We start from the raw sequence: 16,412 nt of genomic DNA on the forward strand, positions 1-16,412 counted from the left end.
GTGCTATACTTCGCGCCATTCCTTTCAGCTACGAGTTTGCAATGAGACGAGAACTTGCCATTGAATTTTCACGCGTGACCGAAGCGGCCGCGCTGGCTGGCTATAAATGGCTGGGCCGCGGCGACAAAAATACCGCTGACGGCGCGGCGGTAAACGCCATGCGTATTATGCTCAACCAGGTCAACATTGACGGCACCATCGTGATTGGCGAGGGTGAGATCGATGAAGCACCGATGCTGTTTATCGGTGAGAAAGTCGGGACCGGTCTTGGTGATGCGGTCGACATCGCCGTCGATCCTATCGAAGGCACACGCATGACGGCAATGGGTCAGGCAAACGCGCTGGCCGTACTGGCTGTTGGCGATAAAGGCTGCTTCCTGAACGCGCCAGACATGTACATGGAAAAGCTGATTGTCGGCCCAGGCGCAAAAGGGTCTATCGACCTGAACCTGTCGCTGGAAGCCAACCTGCAGAACGTTGCCGCTGCACTCAATAAGCCGCTGAGTGAACTGACCGTCACCATTCTGGCCAAGCCACGCCATGATGAAACAATCGCCGAAATGCAAAAATTGGGCGTGCGCGTCTTTGCTATTCCAGACGGTGACGTTGCTGCCTCCATTCTGACCTGCATGCCAGACAGTGAAGTTGACGTGCTGTACGGCATTGGCGGCGCACCGGAAGGCGTCGTTTCGGCCGCCGTTATCCGCGCGCTGGACGGTGACATGCAGGGCCGTTTGCTGGCACGTCATGACGTCAAAGGCGACAGCGAAGAAAACCGTCGCATTGGCGAACAGGAACTGGCTCGTTGCGCCGCCATGGGCATTGAAGCGGGCAAAGCGCTGCGCCTCGATGAAATGGCGCGTAGCGACAACGTCATTTTCTCTGCCACCGGCATCACCAAAGGCGATTTGCTGGAAGGGATTAGCCGCAAAGGTAATATCGCGACCACCGAAACGCTGCTGATCCGCGGTAAATCACGTACGATCCGCCGCATTCAGTCGATTCACTACCTCGATCGCAAAGATCCCGATGTGCAGGCGCACATCCTGTAATTGATTTGATCAATAGAGCCTTCCAGCCCATATGGGCTGGAAATCTTTCGTCCAACGAACGAAGATAAGGCAATCAAAGCAGACAGGAGAGAACCATGGCAGATTGGGTAACAGGCAAAGTCACGAAGGTACAGAACTGGACCGATGCCCTGTTTAGTTTGACCGTGCGAGCTCCGGTTCTTCCTTTCACTGCAGGTCAATTCACCAAGCTTGGCCTTGAGATCGAGGGCGAGCGCGTCCAGCGCGCCTATTCTTACGTCAATGCCCCTGATAACCCCGATTTAGAGTTTTATCTGGTGACGGTTCCCGACGGCAAACTCAGCCCTCGTCTGGCAGCACTGAAGCCTGGCGATGAAGTCCAGGTGGTGAGTGAAGCTGCTGGTTTCTTCGTGCTGGATGAAGTCCCCGATTGCGACACGCTGTGGATGCTGGCAACCGGCACGGCTATCGGCCCATACTTGTCGATTCTACAATTAGGCAACGACCTGGATCGCTTCAAAAATCTGGTGCTGGTCCACGCCGCGCGCTATGCCGCCGATTTGAGCTATCTGCCGTTGATGCAGGCGCTGGAAAAGCGCTACGAAGGTAAATTACGCATCCAGACGGTAGTCAGCCGTGAAACCGTGGCAGATTCGCTGACCGGGCGTGTACCGGCGCTAATTGAAAGCGGTGAACTGGAAAAAGCGGTCGGGCTACCAATGGATAAAGAAACCTGTCATGTGATGCTGTGCGGAAACCCGCAGATGGTACGCGACACGCAGCAGTTGCTGAAGGACACCCGGCAGATGACCAAACACCTGCGCCGCCGACCAGGCCATATGACCGCAGAGCACTACTGGTAAGAACGTTTCAATGCCCGGTTAACACCCGGGCATTTTGCCGGATGGCGCTTATCCGGCCTACGAGTCAGCCCTGAACTTTACGTCCTGCGTATCCTTACCATATTTATTTGCGTCCTGGGTGCCGATGAACGCACCCAGATCGATAAGCATGCCGACCAGAATCAACGTTGGAACAAAGCGGCCTACCGCCCATTGCCAGACGCCGGGTAACATCGCCCAATTTCCGGCCAGCAGCATCCACGCAAGAATCATCAACAGCGCCCACGCTCCAGAACGCCCACGGTCATGCAGACGTTTTACCGTCACTGCCGCCGTTGGCCATAGCAGACACACCAGACAAAAAGCCGCGGTCTGAATATCGAGTAATTGTTTGCTCGCCAGCGAAAACAAAACCAGCATGCCGACGATCCATAGGCCAATCCAAATCCAGAAATCACGGCGCCCGATGCGCCCTTTAAATGAGAATAACCACTGCTGTATGGTCATGTAAGTTCCTTTATTATTACCTTCCAGAACAGTTTACCCTTTTGACAAGCTCGACGGTTACCGTTTTAATCGTGAGCAGTGAGAATGAAAGGTACGATTGATGAAGCACGGATTTACACTGTTTTTATTATTGTTTTCAGCCTTAACCGCCAGCCCTGCGGCATTGGCGGAAGAGCCATCGACGGCAACCACAGCCCCCTATTTACTGGCGGGCGCGCCGACCTTTGACCTGTCGATTAGCCAGTTTCGCGAAAACTTTAATACACAGAATCCGAAGCTTATCCTGAATGAGTTCCGCGCCATCGACAGCAGTCGCGATCGGGCAAATCTCACCCGCGCGGCCAGCAAAATCAATGAAAACCTGTATGCGTCTTCCGCCCTTGAGCGCGGTACCCTGAAAATCAAAAGCATGCAGATAACCTGGTTACCAATTCAGGGACCAGAGCAAAAGGCAGCTAAAGCGAAAGCGCTGGAATACATGACCGCCGTCATCCGCACCGTCGCACCGCTACTGACGAAGGAACAGAGCCAGAAAAAGCTACAAAAACTGCTCGCCGCAGGCAAAGGTAAGCACTATTACGCCGAAACAGAAGGCGCAATTCGCTATGTCGTGGCAGATAACGGTGAAAAGGGGCTGACCTTCGCTGTTGAACCGATTAAGCTGGCTCTATCTGAAAACCTCGAAGGGTCGAATTCCCCCTAAATTATTCACGTTTCAGGAAGGCGGCGACGCAACGAATCCCCAGGAGCTTACATCAGTAAGTGACTGGGGTGAGAGAGTACAGCCAACGCACCTGCAACGTGGAGAATGACGGGGAAATGACAAAAAGCAAAGCCTTTCGGGGGATGAATCTCTATACTGTTTCACAGACCATGCTGCCCTGAGGGGCGGCCATATTCCTTAATTCGCTGACAAGCGTGGAGAAATGAAATGCGACATCCTTTAGTGATGGGTAACTGGAAACTGAACGGCAGCCGCCACATGGTAAACGAACTGGTTGCTAATCTGCGTAAAGAACTGGCTGGCGTTGCTGGCTGTGCAGTAGCGATTGCTCCGCCGGAAATGTATATCGACCTGGCGAAACACGCCGCTGCCGGTAGCCACATCATTCTGGGCGCGCAGAACGTTGACCTGAACCTGTCTGGCGCATTCACTGGTGAAACAAGTGCTGAAATGCTGAAAGACATCGGCGCACAGTACATCATTATCGGTCACTCTGAGCGTCGTACTTACCACAAAGAATCTGACGAGCTGATCGCTAAAAAATTCGCCGTGCTGAAAGAGCAGGGTCTGACTCCAGTTCTGTGCATCGGTGAAACCGAAGCAGAAAACGAAGCGGGCAAAACTGAAGAAGTTTGTGCACGTCAGATCGACGCGGTTCTGAAAACTCAGGGCGCGGCAGCATTCGAAGGCGTCGTTATCGCTTACGAACCAGTATGGGCTATCGGTACCGGTAAATCTGCAACTCCTGCTCAGGCTCAGGCTGTTCACAAATTTATTCGTGACCACATTGCTAAAGCTGACGCGAAAATCGCTGAGCAAGTAATCATCCAGTACGGCGGTTCTGTAAACGCGGCTAACGCGGCAGAACTGTTTGCTCAGCCGGACATCGACGGTGCGCTGGTTGGTGGTGCTTCTCTGAAAGCAGACGCCTTCGCCGTCATCGTTAAAGCAGCAGAAGCCGCTAAACAGGCTTAAGTTGTTAAGGCGGGAGGAGCACTCCTCCCGCTGTATTAACTACCAGTATCCCAACCAGTGCCACCAGAAGGCGCCGGTCACCCCCCAAATGGTCAGGTTGACCACACTCATCACCAGGCCCGTTTTCCACCACTCCGCCAGCGTGACATAGCCCGAACCAAAGATGATCGGCGCAGTACCCGTGCCATAGTGCGTGAGCGACATCATCAGGGAGGAGGAGAAACCGAGCATTAAACCAAGCAATGCTGGCGGCGCGCCGAGGCCTAATCCTGCGGCGAAGAACGCAGCGAACATAGCCGTAATATGCGCAGTAGTGCTGGCGAAAAAGTAGTGCGAGTAGACGTAAAGCAGAATCAACAGCAGCGTTGCAACACTCCAGTGCACGCCAAGATGGTCGATTGCACTACCAACGCTGGTTGCCAGCCATCCCACCAATCCCAGTTTGCTGAGAAAATCCGCCATCATCACCAGCGCGGCAAACCAGACTATCGTATCCCATGCCCCGCGGCATTTAAGAATGTCATCCCAGCTCAATACGCCCGCCATCAATAGAATCGACAAACCAATTAACGCGGCGCTAGTGGGGTTTACGCTCCAGGCACTGCCCATCAGCATCGCTGGAACACCCGCCCACAGGCAGAGCAGCAAAATGAACACTGCCAGGGTAATTTTTTCTGCCAGTGATAGTGGACCCAGCGCATCCAGTTTTTGCCGCGCGAACTGCGGCGCATTTGGCGTGCGCGTGATAGCTGGCGGATAGAGCCACCAGATTACAATCGGCATGACAACCAGTGATACCAGAGCAGGAAGAAGCGCCGCAATAGCCCACATTCCCCAGGTCATGTTCAGCACGCCATCCGTCCCCTTCGTCAAAAAGCTGACGATTAACGGGTTAGGTGCGGTCGCGGTGATGAACATTGCCGAGCTGATCGGGTTAATGTTGTAGTTCACCAGCGCGAGATAACGGCCCGTTGAGCCATTCTCGGCATGGCCTGGCTGCGAGCCGAGGCTTTCCGCAATCGCCCGCATTACCGGGTGGATAATGCCGCCTCCACGCGCGGTATTGCTTGGCGTTACGGGTGCAATTAGCGTTTCCGCAAGGGTTAATGCCCACGCAATACCCAGCGTTCTTTTACCAAATAGCGCAATAAACCCGTAGCCAATACGCGCTCCCAGGCCAGTCTTTAACAGACTTTGCGACAGCATAATGGATAAACCAATCAGCCAGATTAACTGGTTCGAAAAGCCACTCAACGCATCGTTCAGTGCGGCCGAGGGTTTACCGGGGTTAGTGACGCCGGTCATCGCCACCAGCATAATCGCCACAACCGCAATGGCGCCAATGGGCATGGCTTTACCGATAATCGCTGCGATCGTACCAATAAACAGTGCCAGCAGGTGCCACGCTTGCGGGGTTACGTCAGGAGGACACGGGATAACAAACCAGATGGTCAGCGTAATCACGAGCGAGATGATGGCAGGCCAACAGCGGATAGGGGTCAAACTGTCCATGAATCAATCCTTGAGTTTCCAGTGCGCAAATCTGCGCCCCGGTATTAACCGCCATCAGCCCAAATAAAACAATTCATCATCTCACAAAACATAAAATTAACATTTTGATACAGCTACAGTTTTCCTAACACCGTAAACCAGGCGTAATCCAGCGGCAGAAGAATCAAATACGTTGCCGCCGCCAGTGCGATACACAGCAGCATCCCCGCCCTTGCAGGTACTTTCCCGAGCGCCATCGCCACCACGATCGGTGAAGCCTGATACGGCAACAGTGGCGTGGAATAACCCAGCACCTGGATCATAATCACCGACAGCAGCGGGAATCCTGTCGCATCGGCAAAACTTTGCGCCAACGTGGTATACAGCGCCGGAACACCGTTCGCCGTCATAATAAAATTAAGCGCTGTGGTAATACCGGTCAGCGCGAGGAAACTGGTAAACGGCTTTTCCGCATCCAGCGGCATCACCTGTAACAGCGCTTCGCCAACAGCGCTACCAATACCGGTCTGCGTGACGGTGATCGCCAGCCCCAGAATACCCGCCACATAAATACAGGTACGAATGTTGACCCCAGTGGAAAACTCGTCGCCATTGATAAAGCCAACCCGTGGTAGCAATGTGATAACTGCCGCCGCCAGCCCGGTCCACGCGGGGCCAATGCCGTGCCAGCTTTCGCTTACCCACAAGAACAGCACCACCGCTAACATCCAGGCTAGACGTTTTTCATCCCGGCTCATCGGCTCCGGCGGCGTGAGATCGCGCGGCGCATGCGGCTTGCCAGGGAACAACCAGCAGATAAGCACAATGAGCACCGCGCCTTTAAGCCAACCCAGAACCGGCGTATGCAGCAGCAAATAGGGAAGATAATTGAGGTGGATGCCGTAAGAGCCTTCCGCCGCGCCGCTCATCACCAGATTCGGTACGTTAGCGGGTAAAATCGTCGCAGAAAGCTGGAACGTCCCAAACCCGACGGCCAGTGCCAGACCATACCAGGCGCGCGTGCCGTCGTTAATTCCAGCCCGTTTCGCCATCGCCGCGACAATCGGCATCAGCAGCGCAATGCGGCCCATGTTGGATGGCATCACAAATGCCAGCGCGTAACTCAGCAGCACTACGCTCGCCACCATTAACGGCCAGGAATCAGTCAACCTCGATGACAGCGCCCTCGCCGCCCTGTCCGCCAGCCCCGTTTTACGAATCGCGATACCCAGTACAAAACCGCTAAACACCAGCCAGAATGCGGAGGACGCAAAGCCGCCAAAAATCACATCCGGTGGCGCGATTTTGGCGACCATCGCCACGGCAAAGAACAGCAGCGCCGTTATAAACTCCGGCAGCAGCGACGTAGCCCAGAGCAGAATGGTGATACCAACCACCAGAGAGGGGATAAACAGAGGGTGTGTAAGCCAGAGCGACATGCCTGTCTCCTGTTGTTTTTTTCAACAAGAATACGGGGACAGGCATGCGGAGTAAACGCCAGATTAGGTGGGGTTAACGCAGAATATCACATTGATGATCCTGAATTTCCTCAGCGGAGGCGAGATTCAGAGCCAGCAGATTGCGCTGAGTAGCCAGCAGGACAAAGGATTCGTCGCTCTGGCGCACCATCGCCAACGCATAGCTGCCCATATGCTCACGCGCATCCGGCACCTCTTCCGCCAGCATCATAAACGGGCTGCGTTGTGCCAGTTCATTTTCCGTGACGCGACGCGCCAGATATTCATGACCGCGCAGCCCACCCGGTAATGGTAGCCAGCGGGTGCTGATTTTCGCCAGGTTGTCATCCAGCTGCTTTCTGACATCGGTTCGCAGGCAGGAGATATGAATATGCAGGTGATTTTGCGTACGCCCGCTACGTGAATTAATGGTCAGAGAGACTGCTTTGTCAGGGATTTCCTGGCCGTATTTTTGGCTCATAAAGCTACGCGCCTGCCAGGCCAGCCAGAAAAAGTTCGGCGTGCCTGATTTCAACAGCAGCGGACTTTCCGTACCGTTGATCCGCCAGGTAGGCATCAACAGATATTGCAGTGGGCCGTTACGGTCTTTGAACACCACATATCCGGCATCCGGCTTTACTTCAGCGCATGGGGCGGGGTCCTGCTGCTGCAACTGGTGCGGCAGGCATTGCTGAAGAACGATCTGGCGTAATGCGTCCGGGTTGCCGGTGAATTTCCAGTACCCGATACCTGCAGCGGCGGCGACCACTATCACCGCCAGTAAAAGATAGCCTGCTTTTTTCATTACGCGTTTCCTGTATCCCATTGAAGGGCAAGAGTAACGCAAAACCATGACAAATAAAAAACCCGGTCGCGTTAGGCCACCGGGTCGGTAAATCACAGACTTATTTATCGTTTACTGATTTGGTCGAACGTACCGCCGTTAGAGAAGTGCTCTTTCTGCGCTTTCGTCCAGCCGCCAAACTCTTCGTCGATAGTGAACAGCTTCAGCTTCGGAAATGCGTTTTCGTATTTCTTCGCGACTTCTGCATCAGGTGGACGGTAGAAGTTTTTCGCTGCTATCTCCTGACCTTCCGGCGAGTAGAGATACTTCAGGTAGGCTTCCGCTACCGCCTTGGTGTCTTTCTTTTCCACCACTTTATCAACCACGGATACGGTCGGCTCCGCGAGGATAGATTCACTCGGGGTCACTATCTCGAATTTATCTTTGCCCAGCTCGTTCGTTGCCAACAGCGCTTCGTTTTCCCAGGCAATCAGCACATCACCGATACCACGTTCAACGAAGGTATTGGTTGAGCCACGTGCACCAGAATCGAGTACCTCAACGTTTTTATACAGGGCCTTCACAAAGTCTTGTGCCTTGGCCTGATCGTTGTTGTTGTGGTGCAGGGCATAGCCCCATGCCGCCAGATAGTTCCAGCGAGCTCCGCCGGAGCTTTTCGGGTTTGGCGTAATGACCGACACGCCCGGTTTGATTAAATCGTTCCAGTCATGAATTTGTTTGGGATTGCCTTTGCGGACCAGGAACACGATGGTGGAGGTGTAAGGCGCAGAATTATCCGGCAGGCGTTTAATCCAGTTTTTATCGATACGGCCACGTTCAGCAATGGCATCCACGTCGTAAGCAAGTGCCAGCGTCACAACATCGGCTTCAATACCGTTGATGACGGAAGTCGCCTGTTTACCCGAACCGCCGTGCGACTGGCGGATCACAACGTTGTCGCCCGTTTCCTGCTTCCAGTACGCGCTGAAGGCCTTATTGTACTGCTCGTACAGTTCACGCGTTGGATCGTACGACACGTTAAGTAACTGAATATCCTTTGCCAGAACGCTGGTCGATGCCAGCAATAATGTTAACCCTACGCCCCATTTTTTCATCGCCCAGCTCTCTTAGGTAGTGTTGTGATGAGCAAAGCGTGCCAGAAAGGAATCCAAACATTAAAGAATAAAAAAAGATTTGCTATAACTTGGGGGAATATATGGAGTCGAGTTTTTGCCTGATGGCGCTACGCTTATCAGGCCTACGATTTGCATCATGTAGGCCGGATAAGGCGCAAGCCGCCATCCGGCAATTGCAATTAGTACAGTTTTTTCGCGCAGTCCAGCCAGTCACCTTTGAACGGACGCTTCATGTTTTCGATAGCGTCGATGATGTCGTGGTGAACCAGCTGCTCGTTCTGAATACCTACGCAGCGACCGCCGTGACCTTCCAGCAGAAGTTCAATGGCATAGGCGCCCATACGGGATGCCAGGATACGGTCGTAAGGAACCGGGGAACCACCACGCTGAATGTGACCCAGTACGGTTGCACGCGTTTCACGACCCGTTTCTTTCTCAATGTAATGCGCCAGTTCGTCAACGTCACACATGTGTTCAGTGATCGCTACGATTGCGTGTTTTTTACCTTTCGCGATGCCCGCTTTGATTTCAGTAACCAAATCGTCACGGCTGAATTCCACTTCCGGAACCACCACGAACTCACAACCACCGGCAATTGCAGCCGCCAGGGTCAGGTCACCACAGTAGCGGCCCATCACTTCGACGATGGAAATGCGCTGGTGAGAAGAAGATGTATCACGCAGGCGGTCAATCGCTTCGACAACGGTACCCAGAGCGGTGAAGTAACCGATGGTGTAGTCGGTACCTTTGATATCGTTATCGATAGTGCCCGGCAGACCGATGCATGGGAAGCCCATTTCGGTCAGGCGTTTTGCACCCATGTAAGAACCGTCACCCCCGATAACAACCAGGGCGTCGATGCCACGCTTCTTCAGGTTTTCGATCGCCACCGCACGTACGTTTTCATCACGGAATTCCGGGAAGCGAGCAGAACCGAGGAAAGTACCGCCACGGTTGATCATGTCGGACACGCTGTAGCGGTCAAGCTGGACCATACGGTCTTCATACAAACCCAGGTAGCCATCATGGATCCCCATGACTTCCAGCCCTTCCGTCAACGCTGCACGTACAACACCACGGATTGCTGCGTTCATGCCCGGCGCATCACCGCCGCTTGTCAACACACCGATTTTCTTAATCATGACTACCTCTGAACTTTGGAATGCAAAATGAAATCTGCTGCCGGAAGTCGATTCCGCATATCGAAACGATCCAACGAATATGCAGATAGTATAACAATCACTTCCTGCTGAATTGATTCAGGTCAGGCCAAATGGTGGTAATTTATACACAAAATGCTGGCCCGGTTCACTTTTTTTACAACGAATTATGAAAGCTCAAACATCTTGCCTTCCTTGGGTACGACTGAACAGGGATCCTGATGAATGATGACATCCGATCCCGGGAAACGCCGTAAAATTGCCTGCTCAACCTGTTCAGCCACTAAATGCGCCTGAACGAGCGGCAGATTATCTTCCATTTCCAAATGAATCTGAATAAAGCGGGTCGGCCCTGACTGCCGCGTGCGAAGATCGTGAGCGCCGCTGACTCCAGGCCATGACGTCACGATATCAATAATTTCCTGACGTTCCTCATCGGGTAAAGCGCGATCCAGCAAAGATTGCACTGCCTCATACCCCATGCGTAATGCGCTATATAAAATATAGATGCCAATCCCGAGCGCAAACAAGGCATCTGCACGATGCCAGCCATACCATGCCAGCCCGAGCGCAATGAGAATCGCACCGTTCATCATAACATCAGACTGATAATGAAGCATATCTGCCCGAACGGCCTGACTTTGCGTGCGCTTCACTACCCAGCGCTGAAACGAGACCAGAATGATTGTACACACTAACGCAATGATGGTGACAACCACCCCAACGCCAGGATCTTTCATCGGCGTGGGTTGGATGAGATGCTGAATCCCGGTCAGGAATAAAAACAGCGCCGAACCAGAAATAAACATGCTTTGCGCCAACGCCGCCAGCGATTCCGCTTTTCCGTGTCCGAACGTATGCTCATCATCGGCCGGTTGCAGCGAATAGCGCACCACCAACAGGTTGGTTAACGACGCCGCGATGTCCACCAGAGAATCCACCAGTGCAGCCAGAATACTGACCGATCCGGTGTACCACCACGCGAAAATTTTGATCAAAAGTAACAGCGATGCCATCACGGTCGCCGCGATTGCCGCCCTGCTCACCAGCCGCCCATAGGTTTGATTCATAAACACTCCTGCCAGGATATGCCGCTAGTATAACGGATGAAGTAAAACAGTCAGGCAATAACCGAGGGACAAATTTTGGGCAAAAAAAACCCCCACATCATGTGGGGGAAGACAGGGATGGTGTCTATGGCAAGGAAAACAGGGTTACTACTGGGAACGTGAGTTGCTACTACTCAATAAATTCAACGATGAGCTTTTTTTCCAGTGCGCTACATCGCGCAGTTGCTCCATTCGTTGTTCATGTTTCTCATTTAAAACCGCTTGCTGCTCTGGCGTTAACAGGCGATACATCTGGTTGCGGATCCTGGCTATTTCAACCTGGCGGGCAACCTGTTCTTGCGCCATTCTTTCTGCCTGAGCGCGCACTGCGCTTTCATCAAATTTCTCTGCGGTGACAAGGCGATGCATTGTCTCCATTTCGCTAACATTAACAGGAGGCTGTTCGTGTCTTGCCTGCTGCATTAAATCTCGCATCTGTTGACGTTGATGTTCGGTTAAACTGATACCGTCAAACATGTGGCTCTGAACGCTGCGTTGCGATGAGCCTTCACCCAGGTGCCAGTGATCGCCTGTGACGACTTCAGCTGCATGGCTAAATGTACTGAGTGCCAGCGTTGAGGCCATGACGGCAGCGGTAACTTTGCCCATCACTTGCTCCCAAAATCTTTTCTGTCGCGATTCAACGAGAGACAGTTTACGATTCGGGCTGCAAACATGCGTCAGGGGGTGTAAAACAACGTAAAGTCATAGATTAGCGACGCCTGATGACGTAATTTCTGCCTCGGAGGTACGTAAACAATGAATAAAATCCTGTTAGTTGATGATGACCGAGAGCTGACTTCCCTGTTAAAGGAGTTGCTCGAAATGGAAGGTTTCGATGTGCTGGTTGCCTATGATGGGGAACAGGCGCTTGAGCTTCTGGATGACAGCATCGATTTACTTTTGCTCGACGTCATGATGCCGAAGAAAAACGGCATTGATACGCTGAAAGCACTTCGTCAGACACACCAGACACCTGTAATCATGCTGACCGCTCGCGGCAGCGAATTGGATCGCGTACTTGGCCTTGAGCTGGGCGCGGACGACTATTTACCTAAACCGTTTAACGACCGTGAACTGGTCGCGCGCATCCGCGCTATTCTACGTCGCTCACACTGGAGCGAACAGCAGCAGAACAGCGATAACGGCTCGCCGACGCTGGAAGTAGATGCGTTAAGCCTTAATCCGGGTCGCCAGGAAGCCAGCTTTGACGGGCAAATTCTGGAGTTAACCGGCACCGAATTCACCCTGCTCTATTTGCTGGCTCAGCATCTCGGTCAGGTGGTTTCGCGTGAGCACCTGAGCCAGGAAGTGCTGGGCAAACGCCTGACGCCTTTCGATCGCGCGATCGATATGCATATCTCGAACCTGCGTCGTAAGCTGCCAGAGCGTAAAGACGGACACCCGTGGTTTAAAACCCTGCGTGGTCGCGGCTACCTGATGGTCTCCGCTTCATGATAGGGAGCTTAACCGCACGCATCTTTGCCATCTTCTGGTTGACGCTGGCACTGGTGTTGATGTTGGTACTGATGTTACCCAAGCTCGACTCACGCCAGATGACCGAGCTACTGGACAGCGAGCAGCGCCAGGGGTTAATGATTGAGCAACACGTTGAAGCTGAACTGGCGAACGATCCACCCAACGATTTGATGTGGTGGCGTCGCTTGTTTCGGGCGATAGACAAGTGGGCGCCGCCAGGACAGCGGCTATTACTTGTTACGACGGAAGGACGCGTGATCGGCGCAGAACGCAACGAAATGCAGATCATTCGTAACTTTATTGGTCAGGCCGATAACGCCGACCATCCGCAAAAGAAAAAATACGGTCGCGTTGAGATGGTCGGGCCTTTCTCCGTCAGAGACGGTGAAGATAACTACCAGTTGTATCTCATACGACCTGCCAGCAGCTCACAATCTGACTTTATCAACCTGCTGTTCGACCGACCGCTGTTGTTGCTGATCGTCACCATGTTAGTCAGCTCACCGCTATTGCTTTGGCTTGCCTGGAGTCTGGCGAAACCGGCGCGTAAGTTGAAAAACGCGGCGGATGAAGTAGCTCAGGGTAACCTACGTCAACATCCTGAGCTGGAAGCCGGTCCGCAGGAGTTCCTGGCGGCAGGCGCAAGCTTTAACCAGATGGTGACGGCATTGGAACGGATGATGACCACACAGCAACGCCTGCTGTCGGACATCTCTCACGAGCTGAGAACACCGCTAACGCGTCTGCAACTGGGCACCGCTCTGCTGCGCCGTCGTAGCGGTGAGAGCAAAGAGCTGGAGCGCATTGAAACAGAAGCTCACCGACTGGACAGCATGATCAACGACCTGCTGGTGATGTCACGTAATCAGCAGAAAAACGCGCTGGTCAGCGAAACAGTGAAAGCTAATCAGCTTTGGGGTGAAGTGTTGGATAACGCCGCCTTTGAAGCTGAGCAGATGGGTAAATCACTCACGGTGAATTTCCCGCCGGGTCCGTGGCCGCTGTACGGCAACCCAAATGCGCTGGAAAGCGCGCTGGAAAATATTGTGCGCAACGCCCTGCGCTATTCACACACCAAGATTGAAGTTGGCTTCGCGGTGGATATCGACGGGATTACCATTACCGTAGACGACGATGGTCCGGGCGTAAGCCCTGAAGACAGAGAACAGATTTTCCGTCCGTTCTATCGTACCGATGAAGCGCGCGATCGCGAGTCTGGCGGAACAGGTCTGGGTCTGGCGATTGTTGAAACCGCAATCCAGCAGCATCGTGGCTGGGTGAAGGCCGAAGACAGCCCGCTGGGTGGTTTACGGCTGGTGATTTGGTTGCCGCTGTACAAACGCGCTTAACAGGCTTCCCCGGCAGCCTCGTGCCGGGGAAGCTCTCACATTATGCTGTCACTTCTGCCGCCGCTAGCTTTTGCTTTTTAATCCGCTTCACCAGAATGGTCGAACAGATAAAGCCCATTAAGCTGAACGCAATCATCACGCTAAAGACATAGTTGTAGCCCGTGATGCCGCTATTGGTATCCAGTAAATAGCCGTATAACGTGTACGCAAACATCGCTGGCATATATCCGATGATGCAGCCAAATGCCATTGCTGAACCCGCGTACTCACGTGGGGTACCAATCTCATCCATTGGCGCGAAGAAAATGGCGCGCTGTGAGAAGATAATCGCTCCGAACCCTAATGTCGCCGCCATACCGATATACACGTTCATTGTTTGATGCGGTAACTGCATGAACACAAGCATCGCCACAGCAGAGATCAGGAACGTCCACTTCAGATACACTGTCGGTGATTTAGCAACTTTATCTGCCAACATTCCGCCAATCGGCCCACCTACCATTTTTAACGCATACTGGTTGATGATGCCGTACGCACCGACGAGAGCTACCGGCAGCATATAGATATCTTTTAAGAACGGGATAAAGTAAGTCAGTCCACAGTACGCGGCATAAACGAAGAAAATACCTAAAGAAGCCAGCCAAACATTAGGGCAGGACAAAACATGTTTGATACCCTTTAACACTTCCATGTTGGCACTGGTTTTCTCGCCGCCTTTCACTTTGTCATCATCGACAATAAAGTACGTCACAATACCTGCCACAAGCGTAATTACCGTATAGAACAACAGGCCCGCCTGCATCCCCGCTTTACCTTCACCAAACTGGACGAAGACAAACAGAGCGCCAGAAGCAACGATAACATCCACCACGCCACGTCCGGCTTCTAAAAAGCCGAACATGCGTCCTTGTTCTTCTTTCGTGCCCAGCAAACGAACAGCTTTCAGCAATACCGGCCAATAAACCACATCGGCAAAGAACGCCATCGCGGCAAAGCAAATGAGATAACCGGTAAATGACGGTAGGGTCGCTAAATATAAACCACATAACCCAACGCCAATCAGACCGAACGGTAATAATATTTTCTTGGAGTAACGGTCTGCGATATAGAGAGAAAGAAAAAGTCCGGTGGTCTGAACAATCGTATAAACCGTAAAGCTCAACCCAATTTGCGTATTGGTTAAACCCCAGTCATTCTGCATTGGCACATAGAAAACATCTTTCATACTTGAAAGCTTGAATATCGTGCCGCCGCCTAAAATCAAAAAACAGAGCCTTGCCCATTTATTCATGAACATGATTAAACCCTCATTGCTTGTTGAGAGAAATATCTAAATTAGATTATATAATTAATAAAGCCAGGGGATTATTTTCATAATCCTTTCCGCATTTAATAATGTTTTAAGAAAACTAATTAATTGCCTATAAACTTGTCACATATATCACGAATGTATTTTATTTGGGCAAGAGCATGTTCTTTTTCCTGCGCCAGTCGCGCATCAATCATGTTACTGTCAGGCAGCGGCGTATAACTTGCATCGCGCCATGGGATCCATGGATTATCACCCTCATCGTCGAAGCGAAATGCAGGGGCATAATATTCAACTTCTTCTTCCAGGCCAAAAGCATGTACTTGCGGTTTATCTTCACCTAAAAGTAATAATGCCTTAAGCATTTCTTCCATGGGTAAATCGCCGTGTCCTGAACGACAAGCCTCATGCCCCCAGCCTTTACCTTCTTTAATAATTTTTGCGTCTTTGATATGCACCTGAGTGATCAGAGGAGACATAACCTCTAACGCAGAAAGCGGCTGCTCATTGGCATTAATCATGTTGCCAAAATCAAACAGAATAGAGAGATTTTTCATCCCGCTATTATTAACCAGCGTCACCAGCTCATGGCCTTGCAGATCTTCATGCTGTTCGATAGTAAAGCTTAGTCCGCAATCGTCATACTGAGACAGCCACGCAATATCATTGGCAATCTTCGCCATAACATCGTTGAGATGCCCTTCATAACGCGGGTAGAAACGCACTGAAGTTGCACCAGTAGCAACAGCAATACGGATGGCATCCGTCAATGTCGCCTTATCCGATGCGCTCGTTTCGATATGCACATCCAGATTATATTTTTTGGCCTTCTCTTTAAAATCGTGTAGCTGCTGATCGTTCAGTTTCTGCAGTGATTGGGACTCACCATCCTCAACATGTATTTTTACACCCTTCAATTTTTGCTGATGCGCAATATCCAGAAGATCCCCCGGCAGGACTCTCTCGTAGCGCATATTCAGATGAAAAGCATAAGCATGTAGGTACAGCGGTATATTTCTCGCGCGTTCCGCAAGAAGTTCTTGGTTACATTTTCCCATT

16 protein-coding genes are annotated in these 16,412 nt (G+C 52.1%); 6 read left to right on the forward strand and 10 right to left on the reverse strand.

What is annotated here, in order from left to right; genetic code table 11:
- The first annotated feature begins 41 nt into the window (after positions 1-41).
- A complete protein-coding gene (glpX, locus tag LY264_RS23585) occupies positions 42-1,052 on the forward strand; it encodes a class II fructose-bisphosphatase (RefSeq protein WP_008787030.1) in 1,011 nt (336 codons plus the stop codon).
- A gap of 95 nt (positions 1,053-1,147) precedes the next feature.
- The gene (gene fpr, locus LY264_RS23590; protein ID WP_048227737.1) at positions 1,148-1,894 is read left to right on the forward strand and encodes a ferredoxin--NADP(+) reductase; all 747 of its coding nucleotides are present in this window, start codon (positions 1,148-1,150) and stop codon (positions 1,892-1,894) included.
- Between the two features lie 57 nt (positions 1,895-1,951).
- On the opposite strand, the gene LY264_RS23595 is transcribed toward fpr, so the two are convergent.
- Positions 1,952-2,380 (reverse strand): DUF805 domain-containing protein, encoded by a 429-nt coding sequence (locus LY264_RS23595; protein ID WP_048227736.1) that lies wholly within the window; start codon positions 2,378-2,380, stop codon positions 1,952-1,954.
- 100 nt (positions 2,381-2,480) lie between these two features.
- Between LY264_RS23595 and LY264_RS23600 the strand changes: the two genes are divergently transcribed.
- Positions 2,481-3,083, forward strand: a complete 603-nt coding sequence (locus LY264_RS23600) for a YiiQ family protein (protein WP_032945595.1) — start codon at positions 2,481-2,483, stop codon at positions 3,081-3,083.
- Positions 3,084-3,311: 228 nt separating this feature from the next.
- Positions 3,312-4,079, forward strand: a complete 768-nt coding sequence (gene tpiA, locus LY264_RS23605; protein WP_003028783.1) for a triose-phosphate isomerase — start codon at positions 3,312-3,314, stop codon at positions 4,077-4,079.
- 39 nt (positions 4,080-4,118) lie between these two features.
- Here tpiA and LY264_RS23610 read toward each other — a convergent pair whose 3' ends face one another.
- The 7 genes from LY264_RS23610 to cpxP all read right to left on the reverse strand — a co-directional run bounded on the left by LY264_RS23610 (position 4,119) and on the right by cpxP (position 11,825).
- Positions 4,119-5,591 (reverse strand): DASS family sodium-coupled anion symporter, encoded by a 1,473-nt coding sequence (locus LY264_RS23610; RefSeq protein WP_048227735.1) that lies wholly within the window; start codon positions 5,589-5,591, stop codon positions 4,119-4,121.
- Positions 5,592-5,704: 113 nt separating this feature from the next.
- Positions 5,705-7,009 (reverse strand): SLC13 family permease, encoded by a 1,305-nt coding sequence (locus LY264_RS23615; protein WP_008787026.1) that lies wholly within the window; start codon positions 7,007-7,009, stop codon positions 5,705-5,707.
- 73 nt (positions 7,010-7,082) lie between these two features.
- Entirely contained in the window at positions 7,083-7,832 is a 750-nt protein-coding gene (locus LY264_RS23620) for a CDP-diacylglycerol diphosphatase (RefSeq protein WP_020996109.1), read from the reverse strand.
- Between the two features lie 104 nt (positions 7,833-7,936).
- Positions 7,937-8,926, reverse strand: coding sequence for a sulfate/thiosulfate ABC transporter substrate-binding protein Sbp (gene sbp / locus LY264_RS23625; protein WP_171845908.1), 990 nt, complete (start codon positions 8,924-8,926; stop codon positions 7,937-7,939).
- Positions 8,927-9,126: 200 nt separating this feature from the next.
- A complete protein-coding gene (gene pfkA, locus LY264_RS23630) occupies positions 9,127-10,089 on the reverse strand; it encodes a 6-phosphofructokinase (RefSeq protein WP_003825214.1) in 963 nt (320 codons plus the stop codon).
- 185 nt (positions 10,090-10,274) lie between these two features.
- Positions 10,275-11,177: a CDF family cation-efflux transporter FieF gene (gene fieF / locus LY264_RS23635; RefSeq protein ID WP_003825216.1), complete on the reverse strand. Its 903-nt coding sequence runs from the start codon at positions 11,175-11,177 to the stop codon at positions 10,275-10,277.
- A 147-nt stretch (positions 11,178-11,324) separates the two neighbouring features.
- Positions 11,325-11,825, reverse strand: a complete 501-nt coding sequence (gene cpxP / locus LY264_RS23640) for a cell-envelope stress modulator CpxP (protein ID WP_008787022.1) — start codon at positions 11,823-11,825, stop codon at positions 11,325-11,327.
- Between the two features lie 150 nt (positions 11,826-11,975).
- Between cpxP and cpxR the strand changes: the two genes are divergently transcribed.
- The gene (cpxR, locus tag LY264_RS23645) at positions 11,976-12,674 is read left to right on the forward strand and encodes an envelope stress response regulator transcription factor CpxR (RefSeq protein ID WP_003028763.1); all 699 of its coding nucleotides are present in this window, start codon (positions 11,976-11,978) and stop codon (positions 12,672-12,674) included.
- Positions 12,671-14,044 (forward strand): envelope stress sensor histidine kinase CpxA, encoded by a 1,374-nt coding sequence (gene cpxA / locus LY264_RS23650; RefSeq protein WP_003028758.1) that lies wholly within the window; start codon positions 12,671-12,673, stop codon positions 14,042-14,044. Before cpxR ends, cpxA begins: the two co-directional genes overlap by 4 nt.
- Positions 14,045-14,084: 40 nt before the next feature.
- Here cpxA and LY264_RS23655 read toward each other — a convergent pair whose 3' ends face one another.
- Together LY264_RS23655 and LY264_RS23660 are read right to left on the reverse strand one after the other, a co-directional pair.
- Positions 14,085-15,335, reverse strand: coding sequence for an MFS transporter (locus tag LY264_RS23655; protein ID WP_122973888.1), 1,251 nt, complete (start codon positions 15,333-15,335; stop codon positions 14,085-14,087).
- A 122-nt stretch (positions 15,336-15,457) separates the two neighbouring features.
- Positions 15,458-16,411 carry a sugar phosphate isomerase/epimerase family protein gene (locus LY264_RS23660; protein ID WP_020996111.1) on the reverse strand — a complete coding sequence of 318 codons (954 nt, stop codon included), beginning with the start codon at positions 16,409-16,411 and terminating at the stop codon, positions 15,458-15,460.
- Position 16,412 lies beyond the last annotated feature (1 nt).

Source organism: Citrobacter portucalensis (genome assembly GCF_023374935.1).
Lineage (GTDB): Bacteria > Pseudomonadota > Gammaproteobacteria > Enterobacterales > Enterobacteriaceae > Citrobacter > Citrobacter portucalensis.

Coding starts and splice junctions, on each gene's coding strand:
- glpX (WP_008787030.1), top strand. CDS start 42: ATGAGACGAGAACTTGCCATTGAATTTTCACGCGTGACCGAAGCGGCC.
- fpr (WP_048227737.1), top strand. CDS start 1,148: ATGGCAGATTGGGTAACAGGCAAAGTCACGAAGGTACAGAACTGGACC.
- LY264_RS23595 (WP_048227736.1), bottom strand. CDS start 2,380: ATGACCATACAGCAGTGGTTATTCTCATTTAAAGGGCGCATCGGGCGC.
- LY264_RS23600 (WP_032945595.1), top strand. CDS start 2,481: ATGAAGCACGGATTTACACTGTTTTTATTATTGTTTTCAGCCTTAACC.
- tpiA (WP_003028783.1), top strand. CDS start 3,312: ATGCGACATCCTTTAGTGATGGGTAACTGGAAACTGAACGGCAGCCGC.
- LY264_RS23610 (WP_048227735.1), bottom strand. CDS start 5,591: ATGGACAGTTTGACCCCTATCCGCTGTTGGCCTGCCATCATCTCGCTC.
- LY264_RS23615 (WP_008787026.1), bottom strand. CDS start 7,009: ATGTCGCTCTGGCTTACACACCCTCTGTTTATCCCCTCTCTGGTGGTT.
- LY264_RS23620 (WP_020996109.1), bottom strand. CDS start 7,832: ATGAAAAAAGCAGGCTATCTTTTACTGGCGGTGATAGTGGTCGCCGCC.
- sbp (WP_171845908.1), bottom strand. CDS start 8,926: ATGAAAAAATGGGGCGTAGGGTTAACATTATTGCTGGCATCGACCAGC.
- pfkA (WP_003825214.1), bottom strand. CDS start 10,089: ATGATTAAGAAAATCGGTGTGTTGACAAGCGGCGGTGATGCGCCGGGC.
- fieF (WP_003825216.1), bottom strand. CDS start 11,177: ATGAATCAAACCTATGGGCGGCTGGTGAGCAGGGCGGCAATCGCGGCG.
- cpxP (WP_008787022.1), bottom strand. CDS start 11,825: ATGGGCAAAGTTACCGCTGCCGTCATGGCCTCAACGCTGGCACTCAGT.
- cpxR (WP_003028763.1), top strand. CDS start 11,976: ATGAATAAAATCCTGTTAGTTGATGATGACCGAGAGCTGACTTCCCTG.
- cpxA (WP_003028758.1), top strand. CDS start 12,671: ATGATAGGGAGCTTAACCGCACGCATCTTTGCCATCTTCTGGTTGACG.
- LY264_RS23655 (WP_122973888.1), bottom strand. CDS start 15,335: ATGAATAAATGGGCAAGGCTCTGTTTTTTGATTTTAGGCGGCGGCACG.
- LY264_RS23660 (WP_020996111.1), bottom strand. CDS start 16,411: ATGGGAAAATGTAACCAAGAACTTCTTGCGGAACGCGCGAGAAATATA.